Origin of the sequence: Pseudomonas sp. TH32, from assembly GCF_016650855.1 — a bacterium.
Lineage (GTDB): Bacteria > Pseudomonadota > Gammaproteobacteria > Pseudomonadales > Pseudomonadaceae > Aquipseudomonas.
The window spans coordinates 293,189-312,869 of record NZ_JAEKFA010000001.1 but is presented as its reverse complement, the minus strand read 5'-3'; the positions used below and the strand labels follow the sequence as shown (position 1 = coordinate 312,869).

Annotated in this window: 21 protein-coding genes; 17 read left to right on the top strand and 4 right to left on the bottom strand. The window is 61.1% G+C overall.

Features of this window, described 5'->3' with window-relative positions:
- Positions 1–27 precede the first annotated feature (27 nt).
- The 9 genes from JFV30_RS01460 (at position 28) to JFV30_RS01420 (ending at position 8,469) form a co-directional block, all read left to right on the top strand.
- Positions 28–1,029: a diguanylate cyclase gene (locus JFV30_RS01460; protein WP_010176796.1), complete on the top strand. Its 1,002-nt coding sequence runs from the start codon at positions 28–30 to the stop codon at positions 1,027–1,029.
- A gap of 289 nt (positions 1,030–1,318) precedes the next feature.
- A protein-coding gene (gene prfB / locus JFV30_RS01455; RefSeq protein ID WP_141629576.1) for a peptide chain release factor 2 occupies positions 1,319–2,414 on the top strand; the annotation gives its coding sequence in 2 pieces (ribosomal slippage) (positions 1,319–1,390 and positions 1,392–2,414; 1,095 coding nt in all).
- A gap of 76 nt (positions 2,415–2,490) precedes the next feature.
- On the top strand, positions 2,491–3,990 hold the full coding sequence (lysS, locus tag JFV30_RS01450) for a lysine--tRNA ligase (RefSeq protein WP_010176794.1): 1,500 nt from the start codon (positions 2,491–2,493) through the stop codon (positions 3,988–3,990).
- Between the two features lie 152 nt (positions 3,991–4,142).
- On the top strand, positions 4,143–4,859 hold the full coding sequence (locus JFV30_RS01445; RefSeq protein WP_201121599.1) for a TetR family transcriptional regulator: 717 nt from the start codon (positions 4,143–4,145) through the stop codon (positions 4,857–4,859).
- 16 nt (positions 4,860–4,875) lie between these two features.
- A complete protein-coding gene (locus JFV30_RS01440; RefSeq protein WP_201121598.1) occupies positions 4,876–5,424 on the top strand; it encodes a hypothetical protein in 549 nt (182 codons plus the stop codon).
- A 21-nt stretch (positions 5,425–5,445) separates the two neighbouring features.
- Positions 5,446–6,723, top strand: a complete 1,278-nt coding sequence (locus JFV30_RS01435) for a flavohemoglobin expression-modulating QEGLA motif protein (protein ID WP_010176791.1) — start codon at positions 5,446–5,448, stop codon at positions 6,721–6,723.
- A 157-nt stretch (positions 6,724–6,880) separates the two neighbouring features.
- Positions 6,881–7,786, top strand: a complete 906-nt coding sequence (locus JFV30_RS01430) for an alpha/beta hydrolase (RefSeq protein ID WP_201121597.1) — start codon at positions 6,881–6,883, stop codon at positions 7,784–7,786.
- A complete protein-coding gene (locus JFV30_RS01425; protein ID WP_024073792.1) occupies positions 7,783–8,109 on the top strand; it encodes a hypothetical protein in 327 nt (108 codons plus the stop codon). Before JFV30_RS01430 ends, JFV30_RS01425 begins: the two co-directional genes overlap by 4 nt.
- A 120-nt stretch (positions 8,110–8,229) precedes the next feature.
- Complete coding sequence (locus JFV30_RS01420) at positions 8,230–8,469, top strand: hypothetical protein (RefSeq protein ID WP_201121596.1); 240 nt, start codon at positions 8,230–8,232, stop codon at positions 8,467–8,469.
- Positions 8,470–8,567: 98 nt separating this feature from the next.
- On the opposite strand, the gene JFV30_RS01415 is transcribed toward JFV30_RS01420, so the two are convergent.
- The 3 genes from JFV30_RS01415 to JFV30_RS01405 form a co-directional block, all read right to left on the bottom strand.
- Complete coding sequence (locus tag JFV30_RS01415; RefSeq protein WP_201121595.1) at positions 8,568–9,350, bottom strand: OmpA family protein; 783 nt, start codon at positions 9,348–9,350, stop codon at positions 8,568–8,570.
- 55 nt (positions 9,351–9,405) lie between these two features.
- Positions 9,406–9,834: a DUF4398 domain-containing protein gene (locus tag JFV30_RS01410; protein ID WP_010176788.1), complete on the bottom strand. Its 429-nt coding sequence runs from the start codon at positions 9,832–9,834 to the stop codon at positions 9,406–9,408.
- Between the two features lie 284 nt (positions 9,835–10,118).
- Positions 10,119–10,463: a hypothetical protein gene (locus JFV30_RS01405; RefSeq protein ID WP_010176787.1), complete on the bottom strand. Its 345-nt coding sequence runs from the start codon at positions 10,461–10,463 to the stop codon at positions 10,119–10,121.
- A 187-nt stretch (positions 10,464–10,650) separates the two neighbouring features.
- On the opposite strand from JFV30_RS01405, the gene ppc reads away from it, so the two are divergent.
- The 7 genes from ppc (at position 10,651) to JFV30_RS01370 (ending at position 17,891) form a co-directional block, all read left to right on the top strand.
- On the top strand, positions 10,651–13,296 hold the full coding sequence (ppc, locus tag JFV30_RS01400) for a phosphoenolpyruvate carboxylase (RefSeq protein WP_010176786.1): 2,646 nt from the start codon (positions 10,651–10,653) through the stop codon (positions 13,294–13,296).
- A 268-nt stretch (positions 13,297–13,564) separates the two neighbouring features.
- Positions 13,565–14,212, top strand: coding sequence for an adenylate kinase (gene adk / locus JFV30_RS01395; RefSeq protein WP_010176785.1), 648 nt, complete (start codon positions 13,565–13,567; stop codon positions 14,210–14,212).
- 100 nt (positions 14,213–14,312) lie between these two features.
- Positions 14,313–14,999, top strand: coding sequence for a tRNA (adenosine(37)-N6)-threonylcarbamoyltransferase complex dimerization subunit type 1 TsaB (gene tsaB, locus JFV30_RS01390; protein WP_201121594.1), 687 nt, complete (start codon positions 14,313–14,315; stop codon positions 14,997–14,999).
- A gap of 160 nt (positions 15,000–15,159) precedes the next feature.
- The gene (locus JFV30_RS01385; protein WP_010176783.1) at positions 15,160–15,471 is read left to right on the top strand and encodes a hypothetical protein; all 312 of its coding nucleotides are present in this window, start codon (positions 15,160–15,162) and stop codon (positions 15,469–15,471) included.
- Positions 15,471–16,331 (top strand): DUF72 domain-containing protein, encoded by an 861-nt coding sequence (locus JFV30_RS01380; protein ID WP_201121593.1) that lies wholly within the window; start codon positions 15,471–15,473, stop codon positions 16,329–16,331. The genes JFV30_RS01385 and JFV30_RS01380 overlap by 1 nt, the downstream gene beginning before the upstream one ends.
- 27 nt (positions 16,332–16,358) lie before the next feature.
- Positions 16,359–17,186 carry an isocitrate lyase/PEP mutase family protein gene (locus tag JFV30_RS01375; protein ID WP_201121592.1) on the top strand — a complete coding sequence of 276 codons (828 nt, stop codon included), beginning with the start codon at positions 16,359–16,361 and terminating at the stop codon, positions 17,184–17,186.
- Positions 17,187–17,192: 6 nt separating this feature from the next.
- Entirely contained in the window at positions 17,193–17,891 is a 699-nt protein-coding gene (locus JFV30_RS01370; protein ID WP_201121591.1) for an extensin family protein, read from the top strand.
- A 3-nt stretch (positions 17,892–17,894) separates the two neighbouring features.
- Here the strand turns inward: JFV30_RS01370 and JFV30_RS01365 are convergent, their stop codons facing one another.
- Entirely contained in the window at positions 17,895–18,515 is a 621-nt protein-coding gene (locus JFV30_RS01365) for an energy transducer TonB (RefSeq protein WP_201121590.1), read from the bottom strand.
- 96 nt (positions 18,516–18,611) lie between these two features.
- Between JFV30_RS01365 and JFV30_RS01360 the strand changes: the two genes are divergently transcribed.
- The gene (locus tag JFV30_RS01360; RefSeq protein ID WP_010176778.1) at positions 18,612–19,394 is read left to right on the top strand and encodes a class I SAM-dependent methyltransferase; all 783 of its coding nucleotides are present in this window, start codon (positions 18,612–18,614) and stop codon (positions 19,392–19,394) included.
- The last annotated feature ends 287 nt before the right edge of the window (positions 19,395–19,681 follow it).

Sequence of the window (19,681 nt, the reverse complement as noted above, 5' to 3'; positions counted from 1 at the left end):
TGCAGGTAGTAATTCAGGTGACTGCAAATGAATGATTTACAGCTCGACGACTTCAAGACCGACGAAAACGCCGCCATGGTGTTGCTCGTCGACGACCAGGCCATGATCGGCGAAGCCGTACGCCGGGGCCTGGCCCATGAAGACAATATCGACTTCCACTTTTGCGCCGACCCGCACCAGGCCATTGCCCAGGCGATTCGTATCAAGCCGACGGTGATCCTGCAGGACCTGGTCATGCCGGGCCTCGACGGCCTGACCCTGGTGCGCGAATACCGCAATCACCCGGCGACGCAGAACATCCCGATCATCGTGCTCTCCACCAAGGAAGACCCGCTGATCAAGAGCGCGGCGTTTGCCGCCGGGGCCAACGACTATCTGGTCAAGCTGCCGGATAACATCGAACTGGTGGCGCGCATCCGCTACCACTCGCGCTCCTACATGACCCTGTTGCAGCGGGACGCGGCCTACCGCGCGCTGCGGGTCAGCCAACAGCAGCTGCTGGATACCAACCTGGTGCTGCAACGGCTGATGAACTCCGACGGCTTGACCGGGCTGTCCAACCGCCGGCATTTCGACGAATATCTGGAACTGGAGTGGCGCCGTGCCATGCGTGACCAGACCCAACTGTCGTTGCTGATGATCGACGTGGACTTCTTCAAGACCTACAACGACAGTTTTGGCCACCTGGAAGGCGACGAAGCGTTGCGCAAGGTCGCTGCGACCATTCGTGACGCCAGCAGCCGTCCCTCGGACCTGCCGGCGCGTTACGGCGGTGAAGAGTTTGCCCTGGTGCTGCCCAACACCTCGCCGGGCGGCGCGCGGCTGGTGGCCGAGAAACTGCGCCAGGCGGTGGCTGCGCTGAAAATCCCGCACATCAGCCCGGCCGAAGGGGCGAGCCTGACCATCAGCATCGGCCTGTCGACCATGACCCCGGTGCAGGGCACCGATTGCCGGCAGTTGATCTCGTCGGCGGACAAGGGCCTGTACCTGGCCAAGCACAATGGGCGCAATCAGGTGGGGATCGAATAATTCCTGCCACCCACTTTGTGGTTGAGGGGCTGTTGTGGCGAGGGGCTTGTCCCCGTTGGGCTGCGTAGCAGCCCCGTTTAAGAACGGCGTTTCCTCTCAGTTAGAACTCCATAGCCTGCATTGGGGCCGCTTCGCAGCCCAGCGGGGGACAAGCCCCCTCGCCACAGGTGGGTGCTCGCAGCTCCAGGCAAGTGGCACATAGCACAATCGGCCAAGCGGACTGCCGTTATCAGCCGTTTGTCGTTATACTCGTCGGCTTTCAAAAGTTCGCCAACGAGTGCTGCCCGCCATGGAAATCAACCCGATCCTTAACACCATCAAGGACCTGTCCGAGCGCTCCGAAACTATTCGGGGGTATCTTTGACTACGATCAAAAGCATGAGCGTCTGACTGAAGTCAATCGCGAGCTTGAAGATCCGGCTGTCTGGAACAAACCTGAATACGCCCAGGAACTGGGCCGCGAGCGCGCTGCGCTGGCGCAGATCGTCGAGACCCTCGACGAATTGAACACCGGTCTGGGCGATTGCCGCGACCTGCTGGACATGGCCGTCGAGGAAGATGACGAAGGCGCAGTGGGCGATGTCGTCGCCGAGCTGGCCCGTCTCGAGGAAAACCTCGCCAAGCTTGAATTCCGCCGCATGTTCAGCCACGAAATGGACCCGAACAACGCCTACCTGGATATCCAGGCCGGTTCCGGCGGCACCGAAGCCCAGGACTGGGCCAACATCCTGTTGCGCATGTACCTGCGCTGGGCCGACAAACGCGGTTTCGACGCGACCATCATGGAGCTGTCGGCCGGTGAAGTCGCCGGTATCAAGGGCGCGACCGTGCACATCAAGGGCGAATACGCCTTTGGCTGGCTGCGTACCGAGATCGGCGTGCACCGTCTGGTGCGCAAGAGCCCGTTCGACTCCGGCAACCGTCGCCACACCTCGTTCTCCGCGGTGTTTGTCTCGCCAGAGATCGACGACAAGGTGGAAATCGAGATCAACCCGGCAGACCTGCGGATCGACACCTACCGTTCCTCCGGTGCCGGTGGTCAGCACGTAAACACCACCGACTCGGCCGTACGTATTACCCACGTACCGACCAACACCGTGGTCAGCTGCCAGAACGAACGTTCCCAGCACGCGAACAAGGACACCGCCATGAAAATGCTGCGGGCCAAGTTGTACGAGCAGGAAATGCAGAAGCGCAACGCAGCTTCCCAGGCGCTGGAAGACACCAAGTCGGATATCGGCTGGGGTCACCAGATCCGTTCGTATGTGCTCGATGCGTCGCGGATCAAGGATCTGCGCACCAACATCGAACGCAGCGACTGCGACAAGGTGCTCGACGGTGATATCGACGAATACCTGGAAGCCAGCCTGAAATCTGGCCTGTAACCCCTTGTAGGAGCCGGCTTGCCGGCGATCCCCGGCCGCAGGCCGGGGACAACGAACCTGATGGAAAATTAAAGACATGAGCGACCAACAACTCGACCAGGCCCTGCAACAGGAAGAAAACTCCCTGATCGCCCTGCGCAAGGAAAAGCTTGCTGCCGAGCGCGCCAAGGGCAACGCCTTCCCGAACGACTTCCGCCGCGAAAACTACTGCGATGCCTTGCAGAAACAGTACGCGGACAAGACCAAGGAAGAGCTGGCAGAGGCTGCAATCCCGGTCAAGGTTGCCGGTCGCATCATGCTCAACCGTGGCTCGTTCATGGTGATCCAGGACATGACCGGTCGCATCCAGGTCTACGTAAACCGTAAAACCCTGTCCGAAGAAACCCTGGCCTCGGTGAAAACCTGGGACATGGGCGACATCATTGCCGCCGAAGGTACCCTGGCCCGTTCCGGCAAGGGCGACCTGTACGTCGAAATGACCAACGTGCGCCTGCTGACCAAATCCCTGCGCCCGCTGCCGGACAAGCACCACGGCCTGACCGACACCGAGCAGCGCTATCGCCAGCGCTACGTCGACCTGATCGTCAATGAGGAAGTGCGCCAGACCTTCCGCGTGCGTTCGCAGGTCATTGCGCACATCCGCAGCTTCCTGATGAAGCGCGACTTCCTGGAAGTGGAAACGCCGATGCTGCAAACCATCCCGGGTGGTGCAGCAGCCAAGCCGTTCGAAACCCACCACAACGCGCTGGACATGGAAATGTTCCTGCGTATCGCGCCTGAGCTGTACCTCAAGCGTCTTGTTGTCGGCGGCTTCGAAAAAGTGTTCGAGATCAACCGCAACTTCCGTAACGAAGGCGTTTCGACTCGTCACAACCCTGAATTCACCATGTTGGAGTTCTACCAGGCCTACGCCGACTACGAAGACAACATGGACCTGACCGAAGAGCTGTTCCGCGAGCTGGCGCAGCTGGTCCTGGGCTCCACCGACGTGCCGTACGGCGACAAGGTGTTCCACTTCGGCGAGCCGTTCGTGCGCCTGTCGGTGTTCGATTCGATCCTCAAGTACAACCCTGAGTTGACCGCTGACGACCTGAACGACATCGACAAGGCCCGTGCCATCGCCAAGAAGGCCGGTGCCAAGGTGCTGGGCTTCGAAGGCCTGGGCAAATTGCAGGTGATGATTTTCGAAGAACTGGTGGAGCACAAGCTGGAGCAGCCGCACTTCATTACCCAGTACCCGTTCGAAGTGTCGCCGCTGGCCCGTCGCAACGATGACAACCCGAACGTCACCGACCGTTTCGAGCTGTTCATTGGCGGCCGCGAAATCGCCAACGCCTACTCCGAGCTTAACGACGCGGAAGACCAGGCCGAGCGCTTCATGGCCCAGGTGGCTGACAAGGACGCCGGTGACGACGAGGCGATGCACTACGACGCCGACTTCGTTCGCGCCCTGGAGTACGGCATGCCGCCAACGGCCGGTGAAGGTATCGGCATCGACCGGTTGGTGATGTTGTTGACCAACTCGCCGTCGATCCGCGACGTGATCTTGTTCCCGCACATGCGGCCACAAGCGTAACCGTAGCGAAATCCGAAGCCGCCTTTTATAAGGCGGCTTTTTTATGTGGCGTTTATAAGCGTCAAGTAAACAGCGCCAGGTGATCGTTCCCATGCTCTGAGTGGGAATGCAGCCCGTGACGCTCCGCGTCACACTGTGGAGGAAGATCCGTCGTGAACCGCGTAATGGCTCAAAAGGGTGCCGCCGGCATTGCCGCTGCCGTGGCTGAAAGTGTTCAGTACCAGGGCCGCAAGGCCAGTCGCCGGGGCAGTGAGCAACGCAGGCAAGACATTCTCGATGCGGCGATGCGCATCGTGGTGCGTGAGGGTGTGCGTGCCGTGCGTCACCGTGCAGTAGCGGCGGAGGCCGGGGTACCGTTGTCGGCCACCACCTATTACTTCAAGGACATCGATGACCTGCTCACCGACACCTTCGCCCAATACGTGGAACGCAGCGCGGCGTTCATGGGCAAGTTGTGGGCGCGTAACGAGGGCCTGCTGCGGGAGATGGTCGCGTATGGCGACGGCAGCCCGCAGTCGCGCTCGCAACTGGCCGATGACATCGCGCGCCTGACCGCCGATTACGTGCAACGCCAATTGCTCAACCGTCGCGAGCACCTGATGGCCGAGCAGGCGTTTCGCCAGGAGGCGCTGCTGAACCCGCGCCTGGCCGAGTTGGTGCGCTCCCACCAGCAAATCCTGCTACAGGGCACTTGCCAGTTTTTCCAGGTATTGGGTTCGCGCGAGCCGCAACAGGATGCCAAAGTGTTGACGGCGATTATCGGTCGGATGGAATATCAGGGCCTGTTGGGCGGGGCAGAGCCTCTGACCAGCGAAGAAATGCTTGAGATCCTCAAGCGTTACATGCATTTGGTGTTGGCTTCGGTCTGACACAGGGGATTGTCCAATGAAAGCCTGGCGTGTCGTCGTGATCGCCTTGTCGTTCCTGTTGCTCAGCGGTTGCCTGGTGACCTTCAAGGACCCGCTGCCGGCCAGCGAGGCGGCGCCTGATGCGCTGTTGGGCAAATGGGCCAGCAAAAATGCCTGGGGCGAGCCGCTCAACCTGCAAATCAGCCGCGTTGGCGAGCATCGCTACAAAGCCGTGAGCTACCCTAAAGCCAAACCGGGCCAGCGGGATGAATACCTGTTCACGGTTTCCCGGCATGGCAGCCGCTGGTATTTGTCGGCGCCGTTGCCGGCCAAATTCGGCGGGCATTACATCCTCGCCGGGTTCGAATTGAATGATGAACACGAACTGGTGGTCTACAACCTCGACCTGGATCAGGTCCACCAGGCTATCGGGCAGAAGGCCTTGAGCGGCACCACTGTCGAAACCGTCGAAGGCGCCGGTGTGCTGGTCGATAGCCCCCTGGCTCGGGTGTTTGACTACCTGGATAACCCGGCCAACGCCGACGTGTTCGTCGAAGCCGTGCGCTACCAGCGTGCGGGCAAATAACGTTTAAAGAGGAAGCACCGGGTGGACGATTACCAGCAGACGATACGCACCTTGTCCGATCGCATTGTGCTGGCGCAAACACCGATTCGCGTCCTCGACGCCGTGAAGTGGGACGAAAATATTCGCCAGGGATTCCTCAAGGGCAAGGGCAAGGAAATGCCCGCGGTGGACCGCGACTACTACCTGAATCGGCCGCTGTCGTTCGATTCCAGCGCGGTGAAGCTGGAATTCCAGAACATCGAGCGTGACATCACCCGCCAGCTTGGCCAGTTCAACCCGGTCGGGCAGATCATGCGGCGCATGTGCAAGGAATACCGCATGGTGGTGCGCATGCTCGAAGCGCGCGGCACCGAGGATTTCGGCCTGATCTCCCAGGAGCTGTACGGCGCCGCCTCCGACGCGTTCCACGCCGGTGACCCGACCCTGGCCGACCTCGGCCTGATGATGTCGGACTACCTGAACAATATCGACGGCCGTGGCGATCTCAAGGACGAAGCCAAGACCCTGACCGCCAAGGACGCCGTCAACCTGCTGCAAAGCCGCTTGAACAAGGTGTTCGGCGAGGCCGAGGAAACCATCCGGGTGTTCGAGTCCGACGGTATCGTGGCGGATGCGGCGGCAGGCGCCGACTACATCAAGATCCGCGCTGACGCGATGTTCAACGACCGTGACGTGCGCGCCCTGGAAGTCCATGAAGGCCTGGTGCATGTGGGCACCACCCTCAATGGCCAGAACCAGCCGATCTGCACCTTCCTGTCCAAGGGCCCGCCCTCGTCGACGGTGACCCAGGAAGGCCTGGCGATCCTGATGGAAATCATCACGTTCGCCTCCTACCCCAGCCGCTTGCGCAAACTGACCAACCGCACCCGCGCCATTCATATGGTGGAGCAGGGTGCCGACTTCCTGCAGGTGTTCGAATTCTTTCGCGAGCAGGGCTTTGAGATGGCGGAAAGCTACGGCAACGCCAGCCGGGTTTTCCGTGGGTCGACCCCTACGGGCCTGCCGTTTACCAAGGATTTGTCCTACCTCAAGGGCTTTATCATGGTTTACAACTACATTCAGTTGGCGGTGCGCAAAGGCAAGCTGGAACAAGTGCCGCTGCTGTTCTGCGGCAAGACCACGCTTGAAGACATGCGCACCCTGCGCCAACTGGTGGACGAAGGCCTGGTGGTGCCGCCCAAATACCTGCCGGACCAGTTCCGTGACATGAATGCGTTGGCGGCGTGGATGTGTTTCTCCAACTTCCTCAACCATTTGAGCCTGGACCGGATCGAGGCGGATTACTCCAATATCCTTTGAGGGATTTCCCTGAAAGAACTCGGTCAAAATGTGGGAGCTGGCTTGCCTGCGATGACGATGGTGAGTCCAACACCGTTATCGCAGGCAAGCCAGCTCCCACAGTTGATCTTCATCAGCCATGGGGCTGTTTTCCAACCCATTCACGAGGCTTCAACGGATGAGAATCCTCGGCATTCTGTGCCTGCTACTGACCCTGAACGGCTGCAGCTCCCTGCTCTTCTACCCGGAGCGCGGCTTGCCGTTCACCCCGGAAAAGGCCCGCCTGCACTACCGTGACGTCCCGCTGACCACCGCCGATGGCCTCAAGCTGCACGCGTGGTGGCTGCCGGCCAAGGCTGGCGTGCCGCTCAAGGGCACGGTGCTGCACCTGCACGGCAATGGCGGCAATCTCGCCTGGCACCTCGGTGGCAGTTGGTGGTTGCCGGAGCAGGGCTATCAAGTGCTGTTGGTGGACTATCGCGGTTACGGCCTGTCCGAAGGTGAACCTTCGCTGCCGGCGGTCTATCAGGACATCGACGCGGCCTTCAAGTGGATCGACAACGCTCCCGAAACCCGGGGCCAGCCGTTGATCGTGCTCGGCCAAAGCCTGGGCGGCGCTCTGGTGGTGCACTATCTGGCCGTCCATCCCGAGCGTCAGCCGCGGCTCAAGGCGCTGGTGCTGGACGGTGTGCCGGCCAGTTATCGTGACGTAGGACAATTTGCACTCAGCACCTCCTGGTTAACATGGCCGTTCCAGGTGCCGTTGTCGTGGCTGGTGCCGGACGCCGACAGTGCGATCAACGCCATGCCCCAACTGACCGGCGTGCCGAAACTGTTGTTCCACAGCCTCGATGACCCGATCGTGCCGTTGTCCAACGGCATTCGCCTGTATCAGGCTGCGCCGCCACCGAGGGTGCTGCAGCTGACCCGGGGTGGCCATGTGCAGACCTTTGCCGACAAGACCTGGCAAACCGTGATGCTGCGCTACCTCGACGACCCGCAGCATTTCAACGGGCTGCGCCGCCTGGGGGAAATCCCCAATTACCCGGCGGCCCCGAATTCCAACGCAGAGAACCCGCAATGAGCGAAGAACGCAACATGATCCCCCTGATCCTCACCGGTATCGGCACCATCATCGGCACCGTCGGCTGCCTGTGGTACTACGGCTATTTGCATTTCGCCAAGCCCGAGGATGCGTTGCTGCTCAGCGACTTCACCATGCTCAAGACTGTGCCGGGCGAGGACTACAAAATCTCCCTGACCCCGGCTGCGCAAGTGGCGCAATGTGTCGACGGCGTGCTGGTGCTGTTTGACACCGAACAGAAAGGCCTGACGGGCGTGCTGGTAAACAGCAAGAAACAGGCAGTGCGCTGCATGGGCCAGGAAACACCGCAATTGCAGGAATGACACGCACTGACCCATCGATTGGGCCGCTCAGTAATTTCTGGAACCATATTGCGTACGAAACCACTGATTGAATTGTCAGCATCACTGATGAATGACTTTTAATTCTTGCGGAGTATCGATATGAATATTGGTGGCATAGGCGGGTTTGGTGGCGGCAGCGGCCTTGGTGACTTCGGCAACATGGTGGGGAGTGGGGTCGAGGGTGGCCAACAGGGCAAGATGAACCCTGAAGAGATGAAGCGACTCCTGGAGCAGCTGCTGGCTGCAGCAGGGGGGCGGGCGGCTCTCAGGGAAGTGGTGGCGGTGGGGGTGGCGATCAGGGCTCCATGGATCAGCAGCAGCCAAACCTCCAGAACATGATGCCCCAAGAGAACAACAACCCAGTCAACTTCGGTTGAAATGAAAAGCCCCGCCTGTAAAAACAGGCGGGGCTTTGTGCCGCGGTATCAATCAGTCGGTTATTGCACGGACGAACGTGGCTTGACCGGCTGGTTGTCGTTGGAGATGGTCACTTCAACGCGGCGGTTCATGGCACGGCCCGAAACGCTGCTGTTATCGGCAACCGGGTATTCCTTGCCATAGCCCTGGGTCACGATGCGCGAGATATCCACACCCTGATTGGCCAGTGCACGTTGTACGGACGCGGCACGGCGCTCGGACAGGCTCTGGTTGTAGGAGTCGGAACCGGTGCTGTCGGTGTAGCCTTCAACAATCACTTTGCGGTCCGGGTTGTCGCGCAGGAACTGCGCCAGCTTGGTGATGTTCACCAGGCCGCTGGATTTCAGGTCGGACTTGTTGGTGGCGAACAGCACGTCACCAAAGGTCACCAGGGTACCGCGATCGGTTTGCTTGGCGTTCAAGCTGTCTTGCAGTTGCTTGATCTGCGCGTCGCGGGCTTCCAGCAGGGCGCGGGCACGTTCGTCGCCGGCGTTTTTCAGCTTGGCTTCGGACTCACGCAGGACGATGGTGTCCTTGGCCACTTCAACGCGCTGGTTGGTCAGGTAGGCCAGCTGGTCGACTTTCTTCTGGTCTTCCTTGTCGCGGTAGGCCTTGTCAGCCTTGTCCAGCCACTCGCTGGCATCTTTGGTTTCCAGCGCCGCTACTTTGGTGGCTTGCGGGTTGGCTTGCAGGGCCGAGAAGTTGGTCCGAGCGTTTTCCAGGTTCTGGTTCGGCGGGGTGGAGCAAGCCGCCAGAGCAACGCTCATCGCCAGCAGGGCAGGGATCATCAATTGTTTACGCATAGTCGTGTCGTCCTTTCAATTCGGTTTCGGGTGCAATGCAATCAGGGGCGGCGGGTTATTGCTGTGGTTTGATCACAGCCGGGCGCATGCCTTCCTGACGCAGCTCCTGAACAGCTTTCTGGGAATCCTTCACAGCCTGTTCGGCCTTGGCAGCCTGGGCTTTACGCTCTGCTACGCGAGCGTCCCACTCGGCTTGTTCGGCCAGGCGACGGGCCTCGTCATAGTTCTTGTCGTGCATGGCGATTTCGGCTTGTTTCAGTTTGTCCTGAGCCGACTTCATCTCCACGGCTGCGAACTCGGTACCACCGGCGCTGACGGCGCTGTTGACCGCAGATTGGGTCACTGCGTATTGCTCAGTCGGTGGATTGCCGGCGCAGCCAGCCAGAACGAAGCTGGTGCCGATTGCCAGCGCGGCCAATTTAAGCCCGCGCAGGTGGTTAAACGAGGTTTTGGCAGTGCTGGTCTTCATCGTCTTCAACTCCATTAGGTAACTCCTGAAAAACATCAAAATCCATCTCCGGTGTGCAGTGAGTGCGGGGTCCGGCGGTAAGGCTCAGGACGCCTTTCAAACGGCTGTTCCAAGTGATGGCTTACTGGCTGTGACCGGAGGCTTTTTTGAATAGTTCAGCGAAGATGGCGATTTGCCTAAAAAAATATTTGACTGAACGGTCAGCGTTTAAAAGTTGGAACTTTTGCGATGCGCAGGGGTATCCGGGGCCTCTGGGAGGCCCGGAATACCTGGGGTGGCGGTTTTTTAGCGGAGGTTGATCAGTGTTTTTGCTTGTCGGATTGAGCTGACAAATCGTGCAGGTAGCGCCGTGACAGCGTCAGAAAACGCGGCGTAGGGCCGACGTCTTCGTAGAGCGGATCGCCTTCCTCATCCGTGGCAATGACCTGCTTGCCCTTGATGTAGGGAAAGCTCGCTTCCAGCTCTTCAAGGGCTGCGCCGATCAATTCGCCGAGCAGTTCTTCGGTATGGCGTTTGGGGTACATTTCGGAGATCGCCGCCAGCCTGGCGGCGGCTTCTACGTCCAGATGGATGGCGTATTCGGTTTTGGTCAGGCGACCCTTGGCGTTCTCTTCCCAATGCTGGGCCAGTTCTCGGATTTTCATGGCAACCTCAATGGAGCCCACGGTAGGCGGGCGATGATGAGTGACCAGCCGACCAGCGCGGATAACGCTGCGGCTTACTGTTGAGACTAGCTGCAACTCACAAGGTTTAAAGTTCCTTGTAAGACGCCGCCTTGGGCGGCACTCTTGAAGATCAAAGCGTCCCGGATTTTCTGCTGGAGATTGGCTGATGAGCGATATCGATGCACGTTTGCGTGAGGATGTTCACCTGCTGGGTGAGCTGTTGGGCAACACGATTCGAGAGCAGTACGGCGATGAATTCCTCGACAAGATCGAGCAGATCCGTAAAGGCGCCAAAGCCGACCGCCGTGGCGCGGCCTCCGAGCAGGTCGCCGGCGAAGAGCTGAGCGCCAGCCTCAATCAACTGAAAGAAGACGAACTGCTGCCGGTGGCGCGGGCCTTCAATCAGTTTCTCAACCTGGCCAACATCGCCGAGCAGTATCAGTTGATCCACCGCCGTGATGAATCAACGCCTGCGCCTTTTGAGTCGCGCGTGCTGCCGGAACTGCTGGCGCGCTTGCAGAGCGAAGGCCACAGCAGCGAGTCCCTGGCACGCCAGTTGGGCCGGTTGGAAATCGAGCTGGTGCTCACTGCCCACCCCACCGAAGTCGCCCGCCGTACCCTGATCCAGAAATACGACGCCATTGCCGCCCAACTGGCCCTGCAGGATCACCGCGACCTCACCACCGCCGAGCGCGAGCAGATCCGCGATCGCCTGCAACGCCTGATTGCCGAAGCCTGGCACACCGAAGAAATCCGCCGCACCCGGCCCACACCGGTCGATGAAGCCAAGTGGGGCTTTGCGGTGATCGAGCATTCGCTGTGGCACGCCATTCCGAATTATCTGCGCAAGGCCGATCACGCTCTGCACGCCGCCACGGGCTTGCGCCTGCCCCTGGAAGCCGCACCGATCCGCTTCGCGTCCTGGATGGGCGGCGACCGTGACGGCAACCCCAACGTCACCGCGCCGGTGACCCGCGAGGTGCTGCTGCTGGCGCGCTGGATGGCGGCGGACCTTTACTTGCGCGATATCGACCAGCTCGCTTCCGAGTTGTCGATGCAGCAGGCCAGCCCGGCGTTGCAGGCCAAGGTGGGTGACAGCGTGGAGCCCTACCGGGCGCTGCTCAAGCAGTTGCGTGAACGCCTGCGTGCCACCCGCCAGTGGGCTCACACCTCGTTGACCAGCCCCACGCCGGCACCTGCCGATGTGCTGCAAAACAACCGCGAGCTGCTCGACCCGCTGGAGCTGTGCTACCAGTCGCTGCACGCCTGCGGCATGGGTGTGATTGCCGACGGCCCGCTGCTGGATTGCCTGCGTCGGGCGGTCACGTTTGGGCTGTTCCTGGTGCGCCTCGACGTGCGCCAGGATTCGTCCCGCCACTGTGCGGCCATGACCGAAATCACCGATTACCTTGGCCTCGGCCGCTATGAGGAGTGGGACGAAGAGGCGCGCATCAGCTTCCTCATGAAGGAGCTGGCCAACCGTCGACCGTTGTTGCCGGGTTACTTCAAACCCTCGGCAGACACCGCCGAAGTGCTGAACACCTGTAAGGAAATTGCCGCCGCACCGGCCGCATCCCTGGGTTCCTATGTCATCTCCATGGCCGGGGCCGCGTCGGATGTGTTGGCCGTGCAATTGCTGCTCAAGGAGTCCGGCGTACAACGGCCGATGCGCGTGGTGCCGTTGTTCGAGACCCTGGCTGACCTGGACAACGCAGGGCCGGTGATCGAGAAACTGCTGCTGTTGCCGGGCTATCGCTCGCGCTTGCAAGGCCCGCAGGAAGTGATGATCGGTTACTCGGATTCGGCCAAGGACGCGGGCACTACTGCCGCCGCCTGGGCGCAATATCGGGCTCAGGAGCGGTTGGTGGAAATCTGCCGTGAACAACAAGTTGAACTGCTGTTGTTCCACGGTCGCGGTGGCACCGTGGGCCGTGGCGGCGGCCCGGCTCACGCGGCGATTCTGTCGCAGCCACCGGGCTCGGTGGCGGGGCGTTTCCGTACCACTGAACAAGGCGAAATGATCCGCTTCAAGTTCGGCCTGCCGGACATCGCCGAGCAAAACCTCAACCTGTACCTGGCGGCGGTGCTGGAGGCGACCTTGCTGCCTCCACCTCCACCGGAACCGGCCTGGCGCCATTTGATGGACGAATTGGCTGCCGATGGCGTCAGTGCTTACCGCGCCGTGGTGCGGGAAAATCCGCAGTTCGTCGAGTATTTCCGCCAGTCCACTCCGGAGCAGGAACTGGGACGCTTGCCTCTGGGCAGTCGTCCGGCCAAGCGCCGCGCCGGTGGTATCGAGAGCCTGCGGGCGATCCCGTGGATCTTCGGCTGGACCCAAACGCGCCTGATGCTGCCGGCCTGGCTCGGCTGGGAAGCCGCGTTGAGCAAGGCCCTGGAGCGCGGCGAAGGCGAGTTGCTGGGGCAGATGCGCGAGCAGTGGCCGTTCTTCCGCACCCGCATCGATATGCTGGAAATGGTCCTGGCCAAGGCCGACGCCGACATCGCGCGCCTGTATGACGAGCGTCTGGTGCAGCCCGATCTGCTGCCATTGGGCGCGCACTTACGCGACCTATTGTCGCAGGCGTGCAGTGTGGTGCTTGGCCTGACCGGCCAGTCGCAACTGCTGGCCCATAGCCCTGATACGCTTGAGTTCATCCGCCTGCGCAACACCTATCTCGACCCGTTGCACCTGCTGCAGGCCGAATTGCTGGCCCGATCACGGCAACAGGAAGCGGCACAGGACAGCCCTCTGGAACAGGCGCTGCTGGTGTCTGTGGCCGGTATTGCGGCCGGTTTGCGCAACACCGGCTGACATTTATGGCGTGTTCTCAATAGCTTGCAGACACACCGCGCCGGTCGCCGTAAAATTGGCGACCGGCGTTTTGCTGTCGGGGTTGTACCCGCCTATAAAGCCAGCGCGGCGCGGGTTTCTCCTACTTTCGGCGGCTTGTGTGGTTTGGGCCTGCTGTGTATCTTGATCAGCCTTTGGCCGGTTGTGCGGCCTGGACCCAAAATTTCCGAGATTGGCCCCACGCGGCGAATCCGAGCGTCATCTCTATAAAAAATTGAGGAGCACATCGATGCGCGTCATTCTGCTGGGAGCTCCCGGGGCCGGTAAAGGTACTCAGGCAAAGTTCATCACTGAAAAATTCGGCATTCCACAAATCTCCACCGGCGACATGCTGCGTGCAGCGGTCAAGGCCGGCACCGAACTGGGCCTGATCGCCAAGAGCGTTATGGACAGCGGCGGCCTGGTCTCCGATGACCTGATCATCAACCTGGTCAAGGAACGCATCAGCCAGGACGACTGCAAGAACGGTTTCCTGTTCGACGGTTTCCCACGCACCATTCCCCAGGCTGAAGCCCTGGTGAAAGCTGGCGTCGAGCTGGACAACGTGGTGGAAATCGCCGTTGAAGACGAAGAAATCGTGCAGCGTATTGCCGGTCGTCGTGTTCACGAAGCCTCGGGCCGCGTTTACCACATCGTCTACAACCCGCCGAAAGTGGCCGGCAAAGACGATATCACCGGCGAAGACCTGGTTCAGCGTAAGGACGACACCGAAGAAACCGTGCGTCATCGCCTGTCGGTCTACCATTCCCAGACCAAGCCACTGGTGGACTTCTACCAGAAGCTGGCCGATGCCCAGGGTAAACCGAAGTACAGCCACATCGAAGGCGTTGGCTCGGTCGAGTCCATCACCGGCAAGGTACTGCAAGCGTTGAGCTGATGCTCAACTCGCGAGCAAGCTTGCTCCTACACAACGGCCCGCTTGCGGGCCGTTGTTGTTTATACTGGCGCACTTTTTTTCAACGTGGATGCATACACCGATGAGCACCTTGCTGGCCCTGGACACCGCGACTGAAGCTTGCTCCGTTGCCCTGCTGCACGATGGCAAGGTCACGAGCCACTACGAGGTGATCCCGCGCCTGCACGCGCAGAAGCTGTTGCCGATGATCAAGCAACTGCTGCTGGAGGCGGGCACTACCTTGTCGGCGGTGGACGCCATTGCATTCGGCCGTGGCCCGGGCGCCTTTACCGGTGTGCGTATCGCCATCGGGGTGGTCCAGGGCCTGGCGTTTGCGCTGGAGCGTCCGGTGTTGCCAGTGTCCAACCTGGCGGTGTTGGCGCAGCGGGCGTTTCGCGAGCACGGCGCGAACCAGGTCGCCGCGGCCATCGATGCGCGCATGGACGAAGTGTATTGGGGCTGCTACCGCGAAACCGCTGGCGAGATGCGTTTGATCGGCGCTGAAGCCGTCCTGCCGCCTGAAACGGCCGCTTTGCCGGCTGATGCCAGCGGCGACTGGTTCGGTGCTGGCACCGGCTGGGGTTACGGCGAACGCGTTGGCGTGACGCTTGCCGGCCAGGATGCCGGGATGCTGCCCCATGCCGAAGACTTGCTGACCCTGGCACGTTTTGCCTGGGAGCGGGGCGAAGCCATTCCCGCCGACCAGGCCGCCCCTGTGTACCTGCGCGATAAAGTGGCGCAGACCAAGGCCGAACGCGGGATTATTTGACGTCAAAAGTGCGGGCAAATTCAGCTGAAAATCACCAATCGTCAGAATTTGCCCCTGCTTTTAAACCTTTTTCAAATTATGTGTTCTAGTTATCACCAGAGCATTTGCGCGCCTTGAGAAGCGCCACTAAAATGCCATCACCGATACCGAGTTCGCATGCATGCGTATAGACGGCTTTTCATCACAGTCCTACCCCCTCAAGCGTAAGCCTCGCAAGGCGAACGTGACGGTAGACGACTCCGTCGAAGACTCCCCCGACTTTGTTGAAATCCAGTCCGACTCAACGGCGGTTTCAGCTCGTTCCCAAGGCTCCAGCGGCGAACGTATCAGCGGTGTACCGGCCCGCCAGCAAGACATGGTCTTCCCCCGCTCCATGAGCAAAAACGTCGCCACTGCCCTGGCCAGCTACCTGACCACCGCCGGCTTTGTCGAATGGGATATGGAAGTGCTGGGTCTCGATATCCATATCTGATGCAGTTGCCTTACTACCTCGGTTGCCCGTCCTGGAGTGAAAACGCCTGGCGCGAATACCTGTATCCCGCCGACGCCCGCTCCAGCGACTACCTCGCCCTGTATTCCCACGTCTTCAACGCCGTAGAGGGCAACACCACGTTCTATGCCCGTCCCTCCGTCGCCACCGTGCAACGCTGGGCTGAAATCATGCCCGAACATTTTCGGTTCACCGCGAAGTTTCCGGGTGACATCAGCCACAGCGGCAACTTGATTGAGCAACTGCCGGCGGCGGAAAGTTTTCTGGGGTTGATGAGCCCGCTGGGCGAACGCATTTCGCCATTGTGGTTGCAACTGCCGGCCAGTTTTACCGCGCAACGCCTGGGTGAGTTGGCCGGGTTTATCGACGGGCTGGAGCGACCGTTGGCGGTGGAAGTGCGGCACTTGGATTTCTTCGCCAAGGGCGATGCCGAGCGCAGCCTGAACCGCTTGCTGCGTGATCGCGGTGTCGAGCGCATCTGCCTGGACCCGCGGGCGCTGTTCAGTTGCACGTCCACCTCGGCCGCCGTGCTGCACGCCCAATCGAAAAAGCCAAAGGTGCCACCTCGTCCGGCGGCGCTGACGCAGTTTCCGCAAGTACGGTTTATTGGCCATCCGGAGCTGGAAGCCAATGACCCGTTCCTGGTGCCCTGGATCGAAAAGGTCGCCGGCTGGATCGAAGAGGGCCGTACGCCCTACATCTTTCTGCACACCTCCGACAATCGCCTGGCCGCCCAACTGGCCCTGCGCTTTCACGACCAGTTGATGGCGCGGTTGCCCGGCTTGCCGGCATTGCCCACGCTGCATCGAGAACCCGCAGCGGAGCAACTGGGGTTACTCTAGGACTCCTTTTCCCGACAGGAGTCAGTCATGGATGCCCAAACCCTTCGCGCCGAAACCTTCAAGGCCTTGCATGAGCGTGACCGTGCCTTCGTGATGCCCAATCCGTGGGATGCCGGTTCCGCAAAGATGCTCGCCAGCCTGGGGTTCGAAGCCCTGGCCACCACCAGCGCCGGCTTTGCCTTCAGCCTGGGCCGCCCGGATGCCGAAGGTGCGTTGTCCCTTGAAGACACCCTGGGCAATGCAGGGGCGATCGTCCAGGCAACCTCGCTGCCTGTCGCCGCCGACCTGGAGAACGGCTTCAGCGACACGCCGCAAGGTTGCGCCGAAACCATCCTGCGCGCCGCCGCCACCGGGATTGTGGGTGGCTCCATCGAAGATGCCACCGGCATTGCCGTCGACCCGATCTATCCGTTTGATCTGTCCGTCGAGCGCGTTGAAGCCGCCGTCGCTGCTGCCCGCAGCTTGCCGTTCCCCTTCACCCTGACTGCCCGCGCAGAAAACCTTCTGCATGGTCGTCTGGATTTGCCCGACACCATCCGCCGCCTGCAGGCCTACGCCGAAGCCGGTGCCGACGTGCTCTATGCACCGGCCCTGCGCAGTGCTGAGGAAGTGTTGGCGGTGGTGAAGGCGGTAGCGCCCAAGCCCGTGAATATCCTGATGTCCGGTGCGCTGAAACTCAGCGTGGCGCAGTTGAGCGAGATGGGCGTCAAGCGCATCAGCGTCGGCTCGGCCATGGCTCTGGCGGCTTATGGAGAGTTCTTCAGGGCCGCCCAGGAGGTTCATGAATTGGGCACGTTTACCTTCACCGGGCGCTCGATGCCGTTCAGTCAGGCCAATCAACTGTTCAAGGGATAAGGCCGCGTGCGTTTTCTCAAGGTGGTGGGGGTGTTGCTCGCGTTAGCCGGTGGCCTGCTTCTCGGCGTGTGGCGGGGCTGGGTGCCGCTGCCGGATGAGTGGAACCCGTGGGCGCCGCTGGACGTGCGCGCAAGCCCGAACCTGTTGACCCGGTTCAAACTCGGGCGTCTGCAGGATGAACCTGCGTTATGTGACCAAGTGCTGAAAACCTCCGGTTTGCGCGTTACCCATCAGGCGGACAGCCCCGCTGATGCCGCCTGCCCGCTGCGCAACACCTTGCGTGTGCAAGGCGCGGACGTCGGGCTAAGCAGCAGTTTTCTCGCCAGTTGCCCGTTGGCCGTGGCGTTTGCCCTGTTCGAGCGCCACAGCCTGCAACCGGCGGCCCAGGCGGTATTTGGCCAGGCGGTGACACGGGTCGATCACCTGGGGAGCTTTGCCTGTCGCACTATCTACAACCGCGCCAATGGGCGACTCAGCGAGCACGCGTCGGCCAATGCCTTGGATATCGCCGGGTTTCGCCTGGCGGACGGGCGCACCCTCAATGTGCTCAAGGATTGGCCGGGTGATGGCGAGGAGGCACGTTTCCTGCGGCAAGTACGCGACGGCGCCTGTAAGGATTTCAACGTGGTGTTGAGCCCGGATTACAACGCCGCCCACCGTAATCACTTTCATGTGGATATGGGGCGTTGGTGGGTGTGTCGTTGAGGGTCAGGCCGCCAGGCGCAGGTTGTGGAGGATCAATGGACGAGCCCAGCGGCTGTCGAAGTCCAGGGCTTTTTGTTGCTCAACCAACGCTTCTGCCGGGAACGGCGGCGGCGGTGGTGGCAGCAGGTCCAGCTCGAATTCGGCAATGGGCAAATGCAGTGGCCGTGGTTGCGGCGCCGGGCCGGGCTCGGGCAGCGGTTGCCCGGCGGTCAGGACGATCGGGCGCACCCAGCCGCTTTCGAAGTTTTGCTGCTTTTGCTGGGCGACCACTTCTTCCGCCGGGTACGGTGGCGGTGCCGGTGGCAGCAGTTCCAGTTCAAATTCGGCGATGGGCAGGAACAGCGGCTCGGGCGGCGCGATCTCGGTGTCTTTTACGTCGCACGCGCGCTGGGTGACGATCTGCGACAGCAGGTCACTGCCTTCGCTGGGTTCAACCGAGGGATCCACAGGTTTCGCCGAGGACTTGGCGAGCGCGCCCGGCGTGTCACCGAGCTGTTCGGCCAACGCCTGGGCGAAGAAGTCCTGCCACACATGACTGACGCCGGCCAGCGCTTGGGTATTGCGCAGGCCGAAGTGGTTGTGGGTCGGCAGTACACCGGTGAATAGCGAAGGAATGTCTGACATTTCTCTCGATCGTCGCTCAGCTCTGGCAAAATGCCGGATCCTTTTTTTTATCGGCCGCTTTTTGCCGATCCTTAATATTTTTGAGCGTAGTCAGCGATGAGCGAACAACCAGCGGCCAGCCGCATTCGGGTCGAGGCCTTGGCTGAAGGTTTTCAGGCCCGTGCCCGGCAGTGGGCCGATCAGCTTGGGTTGCCTTTGCAGCTGGATGAGGCGGACTTTGCCTTGCAGGTGGGTGAGCAGGGTCTGCAACTGCAGCAGTTGGGGCCTGACGCACCTGGGCCGGTGCGGGTGGATTTTGTGGAAGGTGGCGCGGCGCATCGGCGTTTGTACGGTGGCGGCAGCGGGCAGATGATTGCCAAGGCGGTGGGCGTGGCCCAGGGCGTGCGGCCGCGGGTGTTGGACGCTACGGCGGGATTGGGCAAGGATGCTTTCGTGCTGGCCAGCCTGGGTTGCGAGATGAGCCTGATTGAGCGGCAGCCGTTGATTGGGGCGTTGCTGGAAGATGGGTTGGCGCGTGGGGCTGAGGATTTTGAAGTGGCGCCGATTGTGGCGCGGATGAAGTTGCTCAAGGGCAATTCCATCGAGGTGATGCGCGATTGGGAGGGGGAGCCGCCGCAGGTGATCTATCTGGATCCGATGTTTCCGCATCGGGAGAAGACCGCGTTGGTGAAGAAGGAGATGCGGTTGTTTCGGCCTTTGGTGGGGGATGATCCCGACGCGCCGGCGTTGCTTGCTGCTGCGTTGGCTTTGGCCAGTCATCGGGTGGTGGTGAAGCGGCCGCGTAAGGCGCCTTGTATTGAGGGGGTGAAGCCGAGTCATGCGTTGGATGGGAAGTCCAGTCGGTATGACATTTATCCTAAGAAGGCGCTGAAGTCCTGAGGGGCTTTTGGTGTACATATCCGTTATTTAGGTAACGGCTGCTTATGGTTTCGCTCTTACAGCGACTCACTTTGGAAAAGCCCCAAAGTAAGCAAAGGGCTCTGCCCCGCCTGTCGGCGCCTCGCTAGGGCTCGGCGTTCCCTCACTCCGGCATTGCTCCGCGGGCCGCCGCGACGGGGCGTCCCTGCCCCGTCGCGGCTAAACCGGCGTCCTGCCGGTTTACCCGCTCCTCAATCCCTGCGTTCGGCCTCGGGCTTATTGGGGCAGTCAGAGCCAGATCAAGATCA